Annotated in this window: 15 protein-coding genes; 13 read left to right on the top strand and 2 right to left on the bottom strand. The window is 36.9% G+C overall.

Annotated elements, in window-relative coordinates; all coding sequences use genetic code 11:
• Positions 1 to 57 precede the first annotated feature (57 nt).
• The 4 genes from JFU24_RS06165 to JFU24_RS06150 all read left to right on the top strand — a co-directional run bounded on the left by JFU24_RS06165 (position 58) and on the right by JFU24_RS06150 (position 5,307).
• Positions 58 to 363 carry a DUF3219 family protein gene (locus JFU24_RS06165; RefSeq protein WP_201249726.1) on the top strand — a complete coding sequence of 102 codons (306 nt, stop codon included), beginning with the start codon at positions 58 to 60 and terminating at the stop codon, positions 361 to 363.
• Positions 364 to 444: 81 nt separating this feature from the next.
• Positions 445 to 873 (top strand): DUF2621 domain-containing protein, encoded by a 429-nt coding sequence (locus JFU24_RS06160; protein ID WP_053345530.1) that lies wholly within the window; start codon positions 445 to 447, stop codon positions 871 to 873.
• A gap of 160 nt (positions 874 to 1,033) precedes the next feature.
• A complete protein-coding gene (locus tag JFU24_RS06155) occupies positions 1,034 to 2,179 on the top strand; it encodes an exonuclease SbcCD subunit D (protein ID WP_201181181.1) in 1,146 nt (381 codons plus the stop codon).
• Positions 2,176 to 5,307, top strand: coding sequence for an AAA family ATPase (locus JFU24_RS06150; RefSeq protein WP_201249725.1), 3,132 nt, complete (start codon positions 2,176 to 2,178; stop codon positions 5,305 to 5,307). The genes JFU24_RS06155 and JFU24_RS06150 overlap by 4 nt, the downstream gene beginning before the upstream one ends.
• A 73-nt stretch (positions 5,308 to 5,380) precedes the next feature.
• Here JFU24_RS06150 and JFU24_RS06145 read toward each other — a convergent pair whose 3' ends face one another.
• The gene (locus JFU24_RS06145; protein ID WP_201181177.1) at positions 5,381 to 5,788 is read right to left on the bottom strand and encodes an Hsp20/alpha crystallin family protein; all 408 of its coding nucleotides are present in this window, start codon (positions 5,786 to 5,788) and stop codon (positions 5,381 to 5,383) included.
• 348 nt (positions 5,789 to 6,136) lie between these two features.
• Positions 6,137 to 6,907, bottom strand: coding sequence for an IclR family transcriptional regulator (locus JFU24_RS06140; protein ID WP_201181175.1), 771 nt, complete (start codon positions 6,905 to 6,907; stop codon positions 6,137 to 6,139).
• Positions 6,908 to 7,162: 255 nt separating this feature from the next.
• On the opposite strand from JFU24_RS06140, the gene JFU24_RS06135 reads away from it, so the two are divergent.
• From JFU24_RS06135 to JFU24_RS06095, 9 genes are all read left to right on the top strand, one after another.
• Positions 7,163 to 7,924, top strand: coding sequence for a dimethylarginine dimethylaminohydrolase family protein (locus JFU24_RS06135; RefSeq protein ID WP_201249724.1), 762 nt, complete (start codon positions 7,163 to 7,165; stop codon positions 7,922 to 7,924).
• An 80-nt stretch (positions 7,925 to 8,004) separates the two neighbouring features.
• Positions 8,005 to 9,621: a M20/M25/M40 family metallo-hydrolase gene (locus JFU24_RS06130; protein WP_201249723.1), complete on the top strand. Its 1,617-nt coding sequence runs from the start codon at positions 8,005 to 8,007 to the stop codon at positions 9,619 to 9,621.
• 102 nt (positions 9,622 to 9,723) lie between these two features.
• Positions 9,724 to 11,178 (top strand): YfcC family protein, encoded by a 1,455-nt coding sequence (locus tag JFU24_RS06125; protein ID WP_201249722.1) that lies wholly within the window; start codon positions 9,724 to 9,726, stop codon positions 11,176 to 11,178.
• A gap of 56 nt (positions 11,179 to 11,234) precedes the next feature.
• Positions 11,235 to 12,410, top strand: a complete 1,176-nt coding sequence (locus JFU24_RS06120) for an amidohydrolase (RefSeq protein WP_446728299.1) — start codon at positions 11,235 to 11,237, stop codon at positions 12,408 to 12,410.
• A 339-nt stretch (positions 12,411 to 12,749) separates the two neighbouring features.
• Complete coding sequence (locus tag JFU24_RS06115; RefSeq protein ID WP_056523504.1) at positions 12,750 to 13,553, top strand: enoyl-CoA hydratase/isomerase family protein; 804 nt, start codon at positions 12,750 to 12,752, stop codon at positions 13,551 to 13,553.
• 88 nt (positions 13,554 to 13,641) lie between these two features.
• The gene (locus JFU24_RS06110) at positions 13,642 to 14,070 is read left to right on the top strand and encodes an acyl-CoA thioesterase (RefSeq protein ID WP_057219234.1); all 429 of its coding nucleotides are present in this window, start codon (positions 13,642 to 13,644) and stop codon (positions 14,068 to 14,070) included.
• A gap of 96 nt (positions 14,071 to 14,166) precedes the next feature.
• Positions 14,167 to 15,048, top strand: a complete 882-nt coding sequence (locus JFU24_RS06105) for a PaaX family transcriptional regulator (RefSeq protein WP_056523501.1) — start codon at positions 14,167 to 14,169, stop codon at positions 15,046 to 15,048.
• A gap of 17 nt (positions 15,049 to 15,065) precedes the next feature.
• Positions 15,066 to 15,845: an enoyl-CoA hydratase-related protein gene (locus JFU24_RS06100; RefSeq protein ID WP_201224934.1), complete on the top strand. Its 780-nt coding sequence runs from the start codon at positions 15,066 to 15,068 to the stop codon at positions 15,843 to 15,845.
• A gap of 2 nt (positions 15,846 to 15,847) precedes the next feature.
• Positions 15,848 to 16,828, top strand: a complete 981-nt coding sequence (locus tag JFU24_RS06095) for an MBL fold metallo-hydrolase (RefSeq protein ID WP_201181165.1) — start codon at positions 15,848 to 15,850, stop codon at positions 16,826 to 16,828.
• Positions 16,829 to 16,909 lie beyond the last annotated feature (81 nt).

Below are 16,909 nucleotides of genomic sequence, written 5' to 3'. Positions count from 1 at the left end.
GGGACGCCTGAGGTGATAACATAACTTTAATCACAAATAAAGGAGATGTTTAGTAAGATGGTAGATGAAGTCATTTTGGACGATGTATCACTGCATGTTACTGATTTTCATGCAGAAGTTATAAAAGATTCTGAAGGTGGAGAATTCAGAAAAGTCAGTTTTAATTTCGAGGTAACTAATAGTGAATATCATGATATAACAACACTTCTATATCAAATGGTATTTGATATAAAGATCCCTCAGTCAAACGAGGAATTTCGCGGAGAGATTTTTAACTATGCTACTTCGGTTACGAATCTTTATGAAGAAAATGCTGTGGGAGATTTTTCACTGGTCTTATTGGAAGTAAACGAACAAGAATGATTCTATTGCCAGCCTTGTAAAGAAATGGGTTACTGTCTATAATACATAGTAACAATTATTCTATACATATGAGGTGGTTCTTTGCTTGGAGGCTGGTTTTTATGGTTTATTCTATTTTGGGTAGCCCTATTAATAATTTTGATGAGCATCGGTGGCTTTTTCATGTTTCGGAAATTCTTAAAAAGGTTTCCTAAAGAGGATGGAAAATCCGATATGGATTGGGAAGAATATTATTTGGACCAAACAAAGCACTTATGGTCAAAGCAGCAAAAGGATTTACTTGAAGATTTAGTGAGCCCTGTACCAGAACTTTTTCGTGATGTTGCACGACATAAAATTGCTGGTAAAATCGGTGAATTGGCGTTAAAGGAAAAAGCGGGAGATATTACAGAAGATTTAGTAATTCGTGGCTATATCATTGCCACGCCCAAACGTGATCATAAATTTTTACAAAAAAAATTAGCTGAACGAAAAGTAAATATGAGTCCATATGAACATTTATTTAGCTGATATTAGGAGAAGGTAGACTCTTTAGAGTGTGCCTTTTTTTTGTTTGAAAAAAGATGTGCTTCAAATCATGGTAAAAATTAGAACGTTTGTACCCAATCCATGCTATCCTTTCAATTTTTGATATAATAATAGTAAGTAAAAATGAGGACGGAGTGAAACTATGAAATTTATCCATACGGCTGATTGGCATTTAGGGAAAATTGTTCACGGGGTACATATGACAGAAGATCAAAGACATGCACTCCTGCAATTTATTGAAATAGTAGAAGAAGAGAAACCGGATGCAGTTGTGATTGCCGGTGATTTATATGATCGTTCTGTTCCACCGACGGAAGCGGTAGAGCTTCTTGATGAAATTCTTTATACCATTAATGTGAAAATGAATACACCGATCGTTGCGATATCGGGAAATCATGATTCGGCGGAGAGGCTGTCATTCGGTTCATCATGGTATCGTCATAGCCAGCTATACATTCATGGGAAATTGACAAAAACATGTGAACCGGTCCGTATTAAGGGCGTGAATTTTTATTGTGTCCCATATGCAGAACCTGGTACCGTTCGCCATCTTTTTGAAGATGAAAGTATTCATTCTCATCAAGAAGCAATGAAACGAATAACTGGAACTATTGCGGAAACATTCAATCCGAATGAACCAAATGTTTTCGTTGGACATGCCTTTGTATTAGGTGGTAAAACGAGCGATTCAGAACGTGTTTTGTCAGTAGGCGGTTCTGGGTGTGTTTCATCTGATTTATTTGATGCGTTCAATTATACGGCACTTGGACATTTACATAGCCCAGATGCGATACGCCATCCAAAGGTATATTACTCCGGCTCACTATTGAAGTACTCTTTTTCTGAGGCAAAGCAAAATAAGTCGTTATCCATTGTCGAGATGAAAGAAGATGGCAGTTTCGATATGCGATATCGATCTTTGATGCCTAAGCTTGATATGAGGGAACTGGCAGGCACAATGGAAGAGTTACTTGACCCTGCTTTTTATCAATCACAAAAAATAGATGACTATTTAAAAATAACACTAAATGATGAGGGATCACTCATCGATCCGATTAATCGCTTACGTCAGGTCTACCCGAACGTACTTCACCTAGAGCGGAAATGGGATTTGGCTGACCTGAGAAGAAAAAAATCCTTTTCTTCTGTAAAGGATGAACGAAAGTCCGAATTGGATTTGTTTGAAACGTTTTACCAAGAGATGACAGATCGAGACTTTGATTCTCAAAAGCAAGATTTGATGGTTTCGGTAATTGAAGCTGTGAAGAAAGAGGAGGCTTTAAAATGAGACCTCATATTTTAACGATGCAGGCATTCGGCCCATATGCCGGAAGAGAAACTATTGATTTTAATACCCTTGGAGAAAGAACTATGTTTGTCATTTCTGGAAAGACGGGTGCAGGGAAAACAACGATTTTTGACGGGATTAGCTTTGCGATATATGGAAAAGCAAGTGGTGAAGATCGAAGTGGGCAAGATTTACGAAGTCAATTTGCCGAAGATGATATGTTGACGGAAGTCTCGCTACAATTTACACTGCGTGGAAAAACTTATTTGGTAACTCGTTCACCACAACAGGAACGAAAGAAGAAATCGGGCGATGGCACGACGACAGTTGGTGCGAAAGCTGAATTATATGAGCTGTTGCCAGAAGGAAAAAAACTGCTAGGTGCCAATGTACGCGAGGTTGAAGAGAAAATCAAATTACTTATTGGACTTGATGCCAATCAGTTTCGGCAAATTCTGATGATTCCTCAGAATGAATTCAGAAAACTGTTAACATCCGACAGTAAGGATAAAGAACAGATACTTCAGAAATTATTTCATACCGAACTTTATAAACGAATAGAAGAAAAATTAAAAGAAGAAGCTTCAATTCTTAAAAAGAAAAGTGAAAGAAGTGCACAGCGGCGAATTGAATTAATGAAAGGAATCAAGCCGGGTAATCATGAAGGACTGCAGGAACATTTGGAGGCAGAAGAGCCAAATGAACAACAGATTTTGCCGCTCTTACATTCTGTTATTTCGGCAGCAACAGAAAGAAGTCAGTATGTTAGCAAGCAAATACAGGAAAAGCAAGAAGCTCGAGATCAAGTTAACCAAGAGCTTTCAAAAGCGGTGGATTTGTTAAATAGGTTTACTGAAAAAGAAAGACTGAGAAAGGAAAAAGAGATCCTTGAAGCGAAAAAACCTGAAATAGATGAAGTAAAAGAACAAATTAAAATGGCGCACAAAGCGGCTTCTCTAGAAAAGCAAGAGCAATATTATTTGCGGATTGGTAAACAAGTACAAGATGTAACTACAGAACTCCAAAAATTAAGTGAGCAGGAAGAGAAGTTAATGGCTGAGCGGATTAAGAAACAAGATTCCTATGAACAGGAATTATTGAAGGAAGACGAAAGGGAACGGGCGGTTCGAAATGTGCATCAACTTGAGCAGGTAAAAGATGCTGTGATGACATACGCGAGTTTAAAAGCGCAAGTTCTTTTAGATGAAAAAGAGTGGCAGACTAGTAAGCAGCTTCGTGAAAAAAATGTATCAGAGCATAGTTCAATTGAAGCGGAAGCAGAAAAAGTTGGTCTTGAAAAATCAGAAGCGGAAAATGCAGCTTTTCTTTATAGTGATATGGAAAGAGAAGTCGAAAAAAATCAGCATTTGTTATCAGAAATGAAAAAGCTTCAAGATGTTCTTTCAGAATCACAGGGCACAAAGCGGGTGTTAGATGAAAAGAATAACCGGTTCCAAGAGCTTCTTAAAATTCAGCTTCAGGAAAAGGAAAAACTAGAGGCTCTTAATGAAAAGTGGCGCGCTGGTCAGGCAGGGATGCTAGCGTCCATGTTGCACACTGGTGAAAATTGTCCTGTGTGCGGATCGGTGAGTCATCCTAAACCCGCCAAAATGCATGATGAGATGCCATCGGATATGGAATTGAAACAGCAGGAAAACTATCTGAAGTCTGCAGATCAACAAAAAAGTCTAGCTGAAAGTGAATATTATCAAGCAGAATCTAAGTTCAATGCACTAATAGAGTCCTCTCAAGAAAAATTGGCTGACTTACAACAGGGTTTGCCACAGCTTTCTTTCGATCAAATTGATGCTTACTTGAATCAGTTCGAGCAAAAAGGAAAAGAGCTGCAAGAAAAGTTACGGACATTGAGGCTTAAGAAGGCCGCGTTTAGTGAATTGGAAAGCAGGTTGCTTGAATTAAAAGAGAAAGCAGTCCACCTAAAAGCGAATAGAATATCTTTAGAAGAAGTAGAAGATCAAGTCAAAACCAGGTATATTGAAAATTCTACAAAGCTTAAAGGATTAACTGATTCTATGCCAGAAGGAATCAGGACTGAGGAAGAATATACTGCAGCATATCAAGCGGCCGTCAAAACGCAGAAACGTTTACAAATTGCATTAGAAGAAGCACAAAAGAATCTTCAAATGGTTAAAGAAAAAGAGTCGGGCATCAATGCGAAAAAAGAATCACTAACTGGAAATATAAAAGCCTTAAATCGTGAATTAACAGAGGAACGGGAAAAGTTGATTACGGATATGACCAAACAAGGATTTGCCAATTATAAAGAATATACAACAGCCAAAAAGTCAGAATCGGCTCTCGAATATATAGAGAGTCAAGTTCTGCAATACAATCAAAGTTGGCAAAGCGTTCTAAGTCTATTTCATGATTTGGAAATGAAATTAAAAGATGTGGTCAAACCGGACCTTGAAGGGTTGAAAAAGACTTTTGAATTCATAGATCGTGAATTGGAATTGTTGCGCAGAAATCAGAATGAATTACTGGCTGACAAGCAAATAAACGAAGAAATTGAACGAAAACTGGAGCTAATAAGGGAAGAGCAGAAAAGTCTAGATGAAAGATACAGTATCGTTGGTCATCTGTCCGAGATTTCTAAAGGTCAAAACTCCTTCCGTATTACTTTTGAACGGTATGTATTGGCGGCCTTTTTAGATGATATCCTAAAAGAAGCCAATCTAAGATTGTTGAAGATGACTAGCGGTCGTTATCAGCTTTTACGAAAACTGGACCCAACGCGAAGGAATATTCAAAGCGGTCTTGAGTTATCTGTATATGATCAATATACAGGCCAGGAACGGCATGTCAAAACGCTTTCAGGAGGCGAAAGCTTTAAGGCGTCGCTTGCACTTGCTCTAGGGCTTGCTGATGTTGTCCAGCAGAATGCAGGTGGCATATCACTTGAGACCATGTTCATTGATGAAGGTTTCGGTACGCTTGACCCTGAATCACTCGACCATGCAATTGAAGCATTAATGGATATACAGAGCACCGGAAGATTGGTTGGCATAATTTCTCACGTTCCAGAATTAAAGGAACGAATCGATGCCCAGCTTCAAGTCATTTCTACACAAAAAGGAAGTCGAACTTCATTTTACTTTGCGGGCTAATCAAGATAAAAAAAGAATGGCTAAGGAAGCAGGCAGCTTCCTTAGCCATTCTTTTTATTATGAAGAAAGAAAACTACTCAATATTAATATCGTCAGCTGTTTTTCCGGGGGAAAACTTATGGATGCGAATCACCAATAACGGATTTGAAAATTCCGCGGTAATCCTACGTGAGCAAATTGAAAAGGGGAAGGGGATTTTCCTCTGTGTGGGTAATGTATCCGCTTTATTTTCAAGAAAGGGTTTATGAGTATCGTCAACGATGATCGATAGCTCATTATCACTTAGGCATACTTTAATATCTTTAACATCATGATTTTCTAAAACCGCTTCCACCATATACTCATCTTCACTTTCGTATATATCAATTGAAAATAGTTGATGATCCAACGCACTTGTTTCCGGGTCCAGAAAAAACTTTTTCACCCATTCATCAAACTTTTCAACCTCATTCATTTGCGATCCATGTAAATTGTCTTGCATGTTGATACCCCCGGTTTTTCCTTTGTATGTATTATATGTTTGAAGTATGAAGAATGGTGATTGAAAAAAATAAAAAGTGATGACATAAAGTTCACAATCTGAAAACGATTTAAACTATAAATATATCCTGTTGGTCTGTTGTTAGAGGACAACTTAGTGTGAGTATAAAAGGGGTAACTTTAGAGAGATGCGAAGTAAAAAATCAGGTAAAATGAAATAAAAAGCATACCAACGAAATTAGACTACTTCAGTCTCAAGAAAACAGAGATAAAGTAGCCTGAAATAATTTTTTTGTATTTTTTCTTTATACCCCTCGATTACTTACTTTTTTAAATAAAATACCATGATTTAGAAAGAACGATTCATTGCCTTCGTATGTTCAGACCCGTTATATCCTAATTTTGCAGACATGCATTGACTCGTTTCCATCACATTTTTAACGAGGATATTGAGTCTTTCAGGTGTCAAATTAAAACTTACAAAACCAATACTTATGGCACCTGATACTTCTCCAAAAAAATTCAAAATTGGGGCAGCGACGGAAGATGTCCCTTCAGTTCTTTCACTGTGACTAATCCCATATCCTTTGGAATTCATATCCTTTAAAACTTCTAAAAACTCTATTTTTTCCTTTTCAGGTACAAGGGTATCTATAACTTTTTTTGCCTGTTTTTCTGGCATGTAGGCAAGCATCACCTTATTGGCAGCACCGACATGAAAGGGTATCCGTGAACCAAGTTGATCATAGACTCGAATAGGATTTCTTTCACTATCAATCCGTTCAATAATAAGGGATTCCAATCCCATCGGACGGTAAAGAAATACGCTTTCCTCTACTTTATGCATAAGCCTTTCTAATTCTGTCCTTATTATACTAATATAATCCAAAGTGTCATACATTTTCAGACCATATTCCATCCAAATATCTCCTAATCCGTATCGTTTAGATTGCTCATCCTGCTTAATTAAATCGTGCTTACTCATCGCTTTTAATACACGATGAATGGAACCAATAGGAAGATCACATTCTTGAGAGAGTTCTGTAATAGATAAACCGTTTTCTGATGATTTAGATACCAGCATGTTAACTACATTCATAGCCCTATCAATTGTTTGCATGTATATACCACCATTCTTCAAGGGGTTGATTTCAGATAATTCTTAATATATTGACATTATACCATTTTAAAATTTATAATTTAATAAAATTTCCATTTCAAGAAATATAATTCCATTATGCGGAAAAGGAGGAGGTAATAATTTATTGTTCATCTATGAATAAGCCCATAAAACGAGTAATTATTAAACATCCAAAAGAAAGATCTATCAGTCAAGAACATTTAAGGAAAGAGTGAGGGGGAAGGGGAATTATCAATGTACAAAAATGTAATTGTAAAATTACCAAGCCAAAGTTATGTAAATGGACTAACAACATCCAATTTAGGAACTCCGGATTATGAGTTATTACTAAAACAGCATGAAAGTTATGTAGAGGCTTTGAAAAGCTGTGGTGTCTCCGTTACATGTTTGCAGAAAAGTGAAGAATTTCCTGATTCAGCATTTGTTGAAAATGCAGCGGTCTTAACTCCAGAATTCGCTGTTATTACGAACCCGGGAGCAGATACAAGGAATGGAGAAATAGTAGAAATAGAATCTGTGTTAAAGGATTTTTATGAAAAATTCCACTACATAAAAACACCTGGAACATTAGATGGAGGGGATATTCTTCAAATTGAAAATCATTTCTATATTGGTATTTCTGAACGTACAAACGAGGAAGGAGCACGCCAACTAAAAGAAATAGTAGAATCAGAAGGTTATCAAGCAACGATTGTTCCACTGCAGAAATTTCTCCATTTAAAAACGGGCATTGCTTACCTTGGTAACAACGCTATTATTGTTGCAGGCGAATTTATTAATCATCCTGAATTTGATCAATATAAAAAAATTATCGTTCCAGAAGAAGAAGAATACACCGCTAACTGCATTTTAGTAAATGGTTCCCTTATCATACCGAAAGGATATGAGAAGACAAAGCGACAAATTGAAGAGGTAGGCTATAAAACAATTGAATTAGAGATGACAGAGTTTCAAAAACAAGATGGAGGCCTTAGTCGCTTGTCCCTGCGTTTTTAATCCAAATTAAAGAGATGAGTTTTCAAACCTTGAAAAAAATAAATTCCAGATTTTATTTAAATTGAAAGAGGTGATATTTAATGAGCCATTTATTATGGGGATCAAAAGAAACACTTCGAAATCTGTTATGTGAACTTGTTAGTTGGGACAGCCGGACACTCACAGATGGAGAACGGAATTTTGCGTATAGATTAAGAGATAAATTATACGAAATTGAATACTTCCAACAAAATCCTAATTACGTATCCCTTCATGAAGTGGACCTGGGGAGAAACTATGTCACAGCCTTTTACAGAAATCCAAAGGTAAAAGATACCGTTGTATTGATAAGCCATTTTGATACGGTCCAAACTGAAGAATATGGTGATTTAGAACCTCTTGCATTTTACCCGGAAGAACTCACGAAGGCACTTCGTACGCGAAAAGCCGAGTTGCCAAATGAAGCATGTGATGATCTTGAATCAGGAGAATATTTGTTTGGCAGAGGAACAATGGATATGAAAATGGGGCTTGCCCTTCATATGTCAATAATAGAAAAAGCTATTTTCGAACAATGGCCTCTTAATCTTATCCTCCTTACCGTTCCTGACGAAGAAGTAAATTCTTCAGGAATGAGAGCGGCAGTTTCGAGACTTGTCCAGATGCGGGATGAATATGACCTTTTTTATAAACTGTTTTTAAATGGCGAACCTTCCTTTTCACAGAAGCCTGGCGATTCTAAATCGTATATTTATTCTGGAACAATGGGTAAAATCATGCCGGCTGCTCTTTTTTATGGAAAAGAAACTCATGTTGGTGAACCTTTTAAAGGAATAACAGCTCCCTATATTTCAAGTTTCCTTACTCAGCTCATGGAGTGGAATGCCCTTTTTAGGGAAAAGGATCTAGGTGAAACTACCCCGTTACCAATTGTATTACAACAAAAAGATTTAAAATCACAATACTCTACACAAACGCCTTATAGGTCCGTTGCGCTTTATAATGTCTTTGTCATGAAGCGAAGTGCCTCTGACATAATGAATCTGTTTGAGAAAGTTGCACAAGAAGCAGCCGCAGCATGCAATGCATCCTATAAAACATTGTGCCAACGTGAACAATTGAATGGAGTAGGCGAGATCCAAGTATTACGCTACGAAAAATTGATAGTATATGCAGAGCAGAAGTTAGGAAAGAGACTTGTAGAAGAAATAAAGAATGAGGTGAAGGCGAACTTTCATTGGGATGAGCGGGAAAAGTCTTTACGAATTGCCGATAAATTGTTGATTCAATGCCAGGAACTTGCACCAGCGATTGTCATATTGTTTGCGCCACCTTATTATCCTCCAGTCAATACATCACATGATCCGCTTATCATCGATTCTATTAAAAAAATAAAAAAAATGGCAAACAAAATTTCTATGGAAATCAATCATATTCACTATTTTAATGGTGTTTGTGATTTGAGTTATGTCCATTATAACAATCACGATGATGGTTGGTCTGCTTTTGAACGAAATACGCCCGTTTGGGGAAAAACCTATAATATTCCCTTTAAAGACATGATGAAACTTCAAGCACCCGTTTTTAATGTAGGGCCTTTTGGAAAAGATGCACATCAACGTACGGAGCGACTTCATATTGAAAGTGCCTTCGTTCAGACCCCGATGATGATTGAGTGTTTACTGAAAAATATGTTTACAGATGCTAATACCATTTAATGAATCTTGCAATCTGATTGCACAAGTCTATAGTGCATTTCCATTAGATAGACGGAAAAAGAAAGTAGTAGATTTATTTTAAACTTTAACTGGGGGTCAAATATGAGTAATTCAACTATTCAGCAAATCACATCCAATTCTCTTGAGCATCAACCTATACCAGACAAACAACCAAAAAAAGCGAAAGGAAAAGAAATCAATCCTTTTGTCTTAATGTTCATCGTCATTATCATTGCCACCGTTCTAACCTATGTTTTACCCGCAGGTCAATATGAACGAGTTGAAAAAGACGGTCGTACAATCGTGAATCCTACTTCGTTCGAATTTGTTGATTCGTCACCAGTTGGACTACTAGATATGTTTAGCAGTGTACATTTAGGCATGATTGAAGGAGCTTCCATTATTCTTTTTGTATTTTTGTTCGGAGGCGCTCTTGGAATAATGCAAGCAACTGGTGCACTGGACTCCTTAATAAAATTTGTTGCAGCACGATTAGGAACCAAAGAAAAAGTGTTAATTCCGTTAATGGTATTAATATTTGCTTTATTAGGTACGCTGATCGGTTCTGCGGAAGATGCCTTAGTGTATATTGCAATTGTCGTGCCTATGAGTATAGCGTTAGGGTTCGATGCAATGACAGGTTTCGCGATTGTGGTGCTCGGAACTTTATCAACGGGTTTTACTTCTGGTATAACAAATCCTTTTAATGTGGGCATAGCTCAAAGTATTGCTGAATTGCCCATGTATTCAGGTATGGAATTACGAGTTGCCATTTTCGTCGCTTTTTATATCGTAACTGTAGTATATATTTATTTTCATGCGATGAAGGTAAAGCGTAACCCGACATTGGGTGAATTCGGTAAATTCAAATCTAGTGCGCATACGGAAATTGATTTGAATTTCAAATTAAGTAAAAGACATCTTCTTGCGTTACTTCTTCTATTGGTAAATTTCATTGTGTTAATTTATGGCGTTATTAAATTAGGTTGGTATATTAGCGAAATTAGCGGGTTATTCTTAATGTGTGCAATCATAATGGGCTTTATTGGAGGGCTGTCACCTTCTAAGATGGCTAATGGTTTCATTTCAGGAGCGAGTGACATGGTTTCTGGAGCACTTATAATTGGTGTCGCACAAACAATCTTGGTTATTTTCACGAATGGTGGTCTACTGGATTCAATTTTATATTTTACGTCTGGATTAGTTGAACAATTGCCCCCTGCAATTAATGCTTTAGGAATGTTTATTTTACAAATGCTCATTAATTTTGTTGTACCATCTGGAAGTGGACAAGCTGCACTCACCATGCCAATTATGACACCGTTAGCAGATTTAGTCGGTATGTCAAGACAAACCGCTGTGTTAGCATTCCAATTAGGGGATGGCTTATCTAATATGATTTTTCCTACTTCCGGAGTACTATTGGCCGGTTTAGCAGTAGCAGGGATACCTTTTACCAAATGGGTGAAATGGATCTTTCCGTTTTTCCTAATTCAAATGGCCGTATCGATAATCTTTTTAATTATTGCCCAAGCTATTAAATATGGTCCTTTTTAACGGAAAATATGAAATAATAAATAAATATATATATATAAGGAGGTCTTTCATTAATGATGACAATGGAAAAGGCGATTATGAATCAGGTAATCTCATGGAGGCGCCATATACATGAAAACCCCGAGCTTTCCTATCAAGAGCATAATACATCTGATTATATTTACAATCTATTAAGTACATTTCCAGGATTAGAAGTAACGAAACCAACAGAAACAAGTGTATTGGCAGTATTAAGAGGATCGAAGAAAGCTGATCAGAAAAACTATACCATTGCGTTTCGTGCAGATATAGATGCATTGCCTATTCAAGAAGAAGCTGATGTGGACTTTAAATCGAAAAATCCAGGAGTTATGCATGCCTGTGGACATGATGCACATGCTGCCATGTTATTGGGTGCTGCAAAGATTCTTTCTGAAAAAAGGGAGGAGATTTTTGGGGAAATCAGATTTATCTTTCAACATGCTGAAGAATCCTATCCAGGAGGGGCATCAGAATTAGTGAAAAGCGGTATCATGGAAGGAGTTGACTATGTATTCGCTCTTCATGTTTCACCCTATGAACGAAAAGGGACAATTTGTATCAGAGATGGGGTATTCTGTGCGGCTGCTGATGACTTTGAAATTAAAATAATTGGCCAAGGAGGACATGCTTCTACTCCTGAATTAACAATCGACCCATTAATCATTGCAGCTGAAATCACAACCAATCTTCAACATATTATCTCTAGAAAACTTTCTGCACTTAAAGCACCCGTGATTTCCGTTACTACATTTCATGCTGGAAGTGCTCTAAATGTAATACCAGAATATGCAGAGCTTGGCGGGACAATTCGATCTCTAGATGGAGATAGTCGCGTAAAATCTAGAGAATATCTAGAGAAAATTGTAAAAGGGATTACTGATGCACATGGAGCAAACTATGAAATGAATTGGTTATTAGGTTATCCTGCTGTGGTCAATAACAAAACAGTAGTAGACATCTCTCGGGAAATTGTAGAAGAAATTTGCGGGAAAGATAACCTGATAAACGTCGAACATCCAATGTTTGGGACTGAGGACTTTTCTGCCTACTCCGAAATTGTTCCAGCTTCGATGCAATTTATAGGTGTTCACAGTGATGAAATAGGAAAAGCGTATCCGCTGCATCATCCTAAATTCAAGATTGACGAAAGTGCCTTGCAATACGGAGTAGAATATTTCGTAGGGGTTGCAAAGAAAGTGTGTGGACACTAAATAGGAATCAATAAGTAGAATATAAGCTATTAAAAATGACCAATTCATATTTGAGTTGGTCATTTTTTTGATTAATTAGCCATTTGATCTTAATCAAATATTCCATCACAAAGAATTTAAGACCTAGATATTATCAATTGAAATAGCTGTACTAGTGTTTAACCTGAAGCAGTCTATTAAGATATTTAATTATTGAAAAAACAGTATAAATATCTTAATAAATATATTAATTTAAAAAATTTACCAAAAATAATTGCAATTCTGAAAATTCCATAGTATATTATGTAATATAAACGGAAGTAAATAAAACATAATACTAAAACTAAGGAGTGTTGATGAATGAGTACAGCAGTTGAAACTAAGAGAACGCTTACAATCCAAAAAAACAAAGAAACTGGGGTTGCAGAGGTACATCTTCATATTAACAAGACGAATGCTTACACACTTGATTTTTACAAAGAGTTAAATGAGGCAATTGATGATATTCGTTTTGATCCAGATATGAAGGTAGCTGTGTTAATGAGTGATATGCCTAAATTTTTCTCGGTGGGGGCAGATATTAATTTCCTTAAAGCTGCTGATCCCGTTTTTAAAACACAATTCTGCTTGTTCTGTAATGAAACACTTGATAAAATTGCTCGTTCACCGCAAATCTGGATTGCTTGCCTAGAAGGCCATACAGTAGGTGGAGGTCTGGAAATGGCGATGGGCTGTGATCTACGCTTTATGGGTGATAAAGCAGGGAAAATTGGTTTACCAGAAGTTAACCTTGGGGTTCTTGCTGGGACAGGCGGTACGCAACGTATGGCTAGGTTGGTTGGACACTCAAAGGCAATCGACTTGAATATCACAGGAGAATCGATTCTACCTCAGGAAGCTAAGGAAATTCGTCTGGTTGACCGCGTTTACCCACAAGAAGAAATTCGTGAAAAAACATTGGAATATGCAAAAAATGTCGCCAGTAAAGCAAGTTATTCAGTCACTAATATCAAGCTTTCGATTATGAATGGTAAAGAAATGCCATTAAACGCGGCGATTCGTTACGAAGGAGAAATACAAAATCTGTTATTCCGTTCTGAGGATGCTAAAGAAGGTTTGGCTTCATTCCTTGAAAAGCGTGAACCACAATGGAAAGGTAAATAATAAATTTATCCTTTGAAAAAGCGATATCGGTTTCTGCCGATATTGCTTTTTTAATACCAATGCTAAAAGGAAGCTGGTGAAATATATAATGGAAGAAACTCATTTAAAAAGACGCATAAACGAAACAAAATTTCAAATCCAATGGGGTGATACAGATCGAGCAGGGATCGTCTATTATCCCAATTATTATAAATGGTTCGATTTAGCAGGTCATAATTTTTTTCGCTCGATAAATATGAGTCCTAAATATTTAGAAGAAGAAAAAAAAATTATCATTCCTTTACTAGAAGCAAAGTGTACATTTGAAAATCCCCTTTACTATGACGATGAAGTGACAGTGTACACCCATGTGGAGGAAATGAAAACGAAGACAATTCGTTTTCATCATGATGTATTTTGTGGAGAGAGAAGGACTGGCCATGGCTATGAAATTCGCGCTTGGACTTCTATTGAGGGCGATAAGTTTAAGGCGGTGCCAATTCCTGAAGATATTAAAAGATTATTGAAAGTTAGATGATAGTTTAATATTGGATAATCCTCTAACAAGTTTGAAAATTGAGCTAATTTAGATTACATTAAGAAGAAAAGGCTTTATGAGAACAGGAGAATCAACATGAAACCAAGGTCATTATTGTATACTCTTTTTGGTGATTTCGTTCAATTTTATGGAGGGGAGGTATGGATTGGCACCCTTATTAAAATGATGAATCATTTTGGTATTTCTGAATCATCTGTACGCGGTGCCATTTTACGACTCGTACAGCAGGATCTAATAATTGGGCGGAAAATAGGCAATAAAAGCTATTATTCATTAACACCAAAAGGAAAGCGCAATATGGATGATGGTGTCAAACGTGTTTATACAATCAGAAATCATCAATGGGATGGTTTATGGAGAGTGGTAACCTACTCAATTCCTGAGGAAAAACGTGTGCTTCGAAATCAAGTACGTAAGGAATTGAGTTGGACTGGTTTCGGGCTTATGTCTAATAGTATTTGGGTCAGTCCTAATCCATTAGAAAAACAAGTGCTAACCCTCATGGATACATATGATTTAAAGGACTATTTAATTGTATTTAGTTCGAGCCAAGTCATCACTCATACTAATGAAGAGATTTTACGCACTTGTTGGGATTTAAAAGAAATAAACAAAAACTATTTAACCTTTATACAGCAATATGAATCGAAGCTTCATGACATGCAGCAGGCTGTTTGGGAAGATACCATTTCCAATGAGCAATGCTTTTATGAACGAACCAAGATTGTACATGAATACCGGAAATTCCTTTTCCTGGACCCCGGTTTTCCGCTAGATTTGCTGCCTGATGATTGGCATGGAATAAAGGCTAGGGAGTTGTTTTGGAATATCCATCAACTGACTTCAGTCAAAGCAGTGAAATATTTTGAATCGATAATGGAATATCCGCCTGATAAAGCAGGCTATGTTAATCGTGAGAAAGCAATCAACCCTTTTTCAGAAATCTATCATGATTAATTAGGAGGAGAGGTTTTATGCCAAAAGTTTATGTTACAAAAATAGAAAGTATCGCTTATGTCATATTAAATCGACCTGAAGAGTTAAATAGTCTTGATTATGGGTCGTTAAAGGAATTGAATGAAATTGTTCTGAACTTAAGTACCGATTTAACAATAAAAGCGGTGGTTTTTTCCGGAACTGGTATGAAAGCTTTTTGTGCTGGAGCTGATTTGAAAGAGCGAAAAACATTGTCAGAGCAAGAGACACGTAGAAATGTTTGTCTAATTCGAGATGTTTTTAATAGAATAGAAGACTTGCCGCAGCCTACAATAGCGATGATTAATGGATATGCACTTGGAGGTGGCTTGGAATTAGCCCTTGTCTGTGATTTTAGATTTGCGGTATCGGAGGCGCAGCTTGGTTTAACTGAAATAAACTGGGCTATCATTCCAGGTGCAGGCGGAACACAGCGTTTACCGAAGCTGATTGGCATTTCGAAAGCCAAGCAACTTATTTATAGCGGTAAAAAGCTTAATGCCATCGAGGCGAAAAATATTGGATTAATTGATGAAACCTTTGATGACCAGGAGTCACTTGAGGCCTATACACTTGAATTCTTGGAGCCGATATTGCTAAAAAGTTCGATTGCACTCCAACAAGCAAAATATGCAATTAATAAAGGGCATGCTACTGATTTGCGAACAGGGATTGCCATCGAATCAAAGGCCTATGAGTTAACAATAGGGACTGGGGATCGAAAAGAAGCATTACTCGCCTTTCAAGAAAAACGGGACCCAGTTTTTAGGGGGTCCTGACAATGGCTGTGCTTTCAGGAAATCATCAACAAATAACAGATTATTTAACACGTATCGGGATACCTGTACCGTTCCCTATGAAGTATGTCTATTGTTATATATTCCGCACGAGAGAAGAAATCATATTAATTGATGTTGGTTTTCCAACAACAGACGCGAAACAGTATTGGGAAGAAGTCTTTGAAGAGTTGTCTATCAATCCAACAGATATATCAAAGATTATCCTGACTCATTTTCATCCTGATCATTCAGGATTAATTAGTTGGATGCAACAAAAAACCGGTGCACATGTTTATATGAGCAAAGAAGAAGCTAAGATGATTAAAACTGTTTTTGGCGGCAGCACGAAGCAGGCTGAGGCAACATATGAATTATTTCAAAAGCATGCTGTTCCAGAGCCATTGTTGACGAAAGTTAAAGAGAACGTATTGTTTCTTTCAAGTAAAGTAAATCCACTTCCCGAAATTAATAATTTCAATGAATCGCAATTAGATAGTCCTGATGGAAGATGGGCCGTCCATAAATATAGTGGACATGCTGAAGGACATCTATGTTTTTATCATGAAAGTCAGAAAATTATGTTAATAGGCGATGTTGTCTTGAATCGAATCACTCCGAATATTAGTCTTTGGCCCAACTCTGATCAAAATCCCTTAGCTAGTTACTTTTCAACTTTGCATTGCCTTGTTGATCAAGATATAAGCATTGCTTATCCAGCCCATGGAACACCTATTGAAAATCTCTCACAGAGAGCTAAGGAAATCATTGTACATCATAAGGAACGTTTAGCGACTATTTTAACCATTTTGGAAACGAATCAAGTAGCTTTTGAGATTACAGAGAAGCTGTTTCATCATAAAAAGCTTACTGATCATCAGTGGCGATTCGCCATTGCGGAAACATTAGCACACCTGGAGTATCTAGTGGAATCAGAGAGAATTCATAAAATCTCAACAAATGGTACGTTCCAATATAAATTATAAGGAATAAACGAGATGTATTTATGTACATCTCGTTTATTTGTTTTCTGAAAAATCTGATAAAGTCTTGACTAACCATATAAA

Origin of the sequence: Peribacillus sp. TH27 (assembly GCF_016650915.1) — a bacterium.
Lineage (GTDB): Bacteria > Bacillota > Bacilli > Bacillales > DSM-1321 > Peribacillus > Peribacillus butanolivorans.
Note: the sequence above shows the minus strand (reverse complement) of the source record. Positions and strands in the feature narration are given on the sequence as shown.

Bases quoted from the DNA above. Each gene is read 5' to 3' on its own strand.
- JFU24_RS06165 (WP_201249726.1), top strand. From the start codon at position 58: ATGGTAGATGAAGTCATTTTGGACGATGTATCACTGCATGTTACTGAT.
- JFU24_RS06155 (WP_201181181.1), top strand. From the start codon at position 1,034: ATGAAATTTATCCATACGGCTGATTGGCATTTAGGGAAAATTGTTCAC.
- JFU24_RS06150 (WP_201249725.1), top strand. From the start codon at position 2,176: ATGAGACCTCATATTTTAACGATGCAGGCATTCGGCCCATATGCCGGA.
- JFU24_RS06145 (WP_201181177.1), bottom strand. From the start codon at position 5,788: ATGCAAGACAATTTACATGGATCGCAAATGAATGAGGTTGAAAAGTTT.
- JFU24_RS06140 (WP_201181175.1), bottom strand. From the start codon at position 6,907: ATGCAAACAATTGATAGGGCTATGAATGTAGTTAACATGCTGGTATCT.
- JFU24_RS06135 (WP_201249724.1), top strand. From the start codon at position 7,163: ATGTACAAAAATGTAATTGTAAAATTACCAAGCCAAAGTTATGTAAAT.
- JFU24_RS06130 (WP_201249723.1), top strand. From the start codon at position 8,005: ATGAGCCATTTATTATGGGGATCAAAAGAAACACTTCGAAATCTGTTA.
- JFU24_RS06125 (WP_201249722.1), top strand. From the start codon at position 9,724: ATGAGTAATTCAACTATTCAGCAAATCACATCCAATTCTCTTGAGCAT.
- JFU24_RS06120 (WP_446728299.1), top strand. From the start codon at position 11,235: ATGACAATGGAAAAGGCGATTATGAATCAGGTAATCTCATGGAGGCGC.
- JFU24_RS06115 (WP_056523504.1), top strand. From the start codon at position 12,750: ATGAGTACAGCAGTTGAAACTAAGAGAACGCTTACAATCCAAAAAAAC.
- JFU24_RS06110 (WP_057219234.1), top strand. From the start codon at position 13,642: ATGGAAGAAACTCATTTAAAAAGACGCATAAACGAAACAAAATTTCAA.
- JFU24_RS06105 (WP_056523501.1), top strand. From the start codon at position 14,167: ATGAAACCAAGGTCATTATTGTATACTCTTTTTGGTGATTTCGTTCAA.
- JFU24_RS06100 (WP_201224934.1), top strand. From the start codon at position 15,066: ATGCCAAAAGTTTATGTTACAAAAATAGAAAGTATCGCTTATGTCATA.
- JFU24_RS06095 (WP_201181165.1), top strand. From the start codon at position 15,848: ATGGCTGTGCTTTCAGGAAATCATCAACAAATAACAGATTATTTAACA.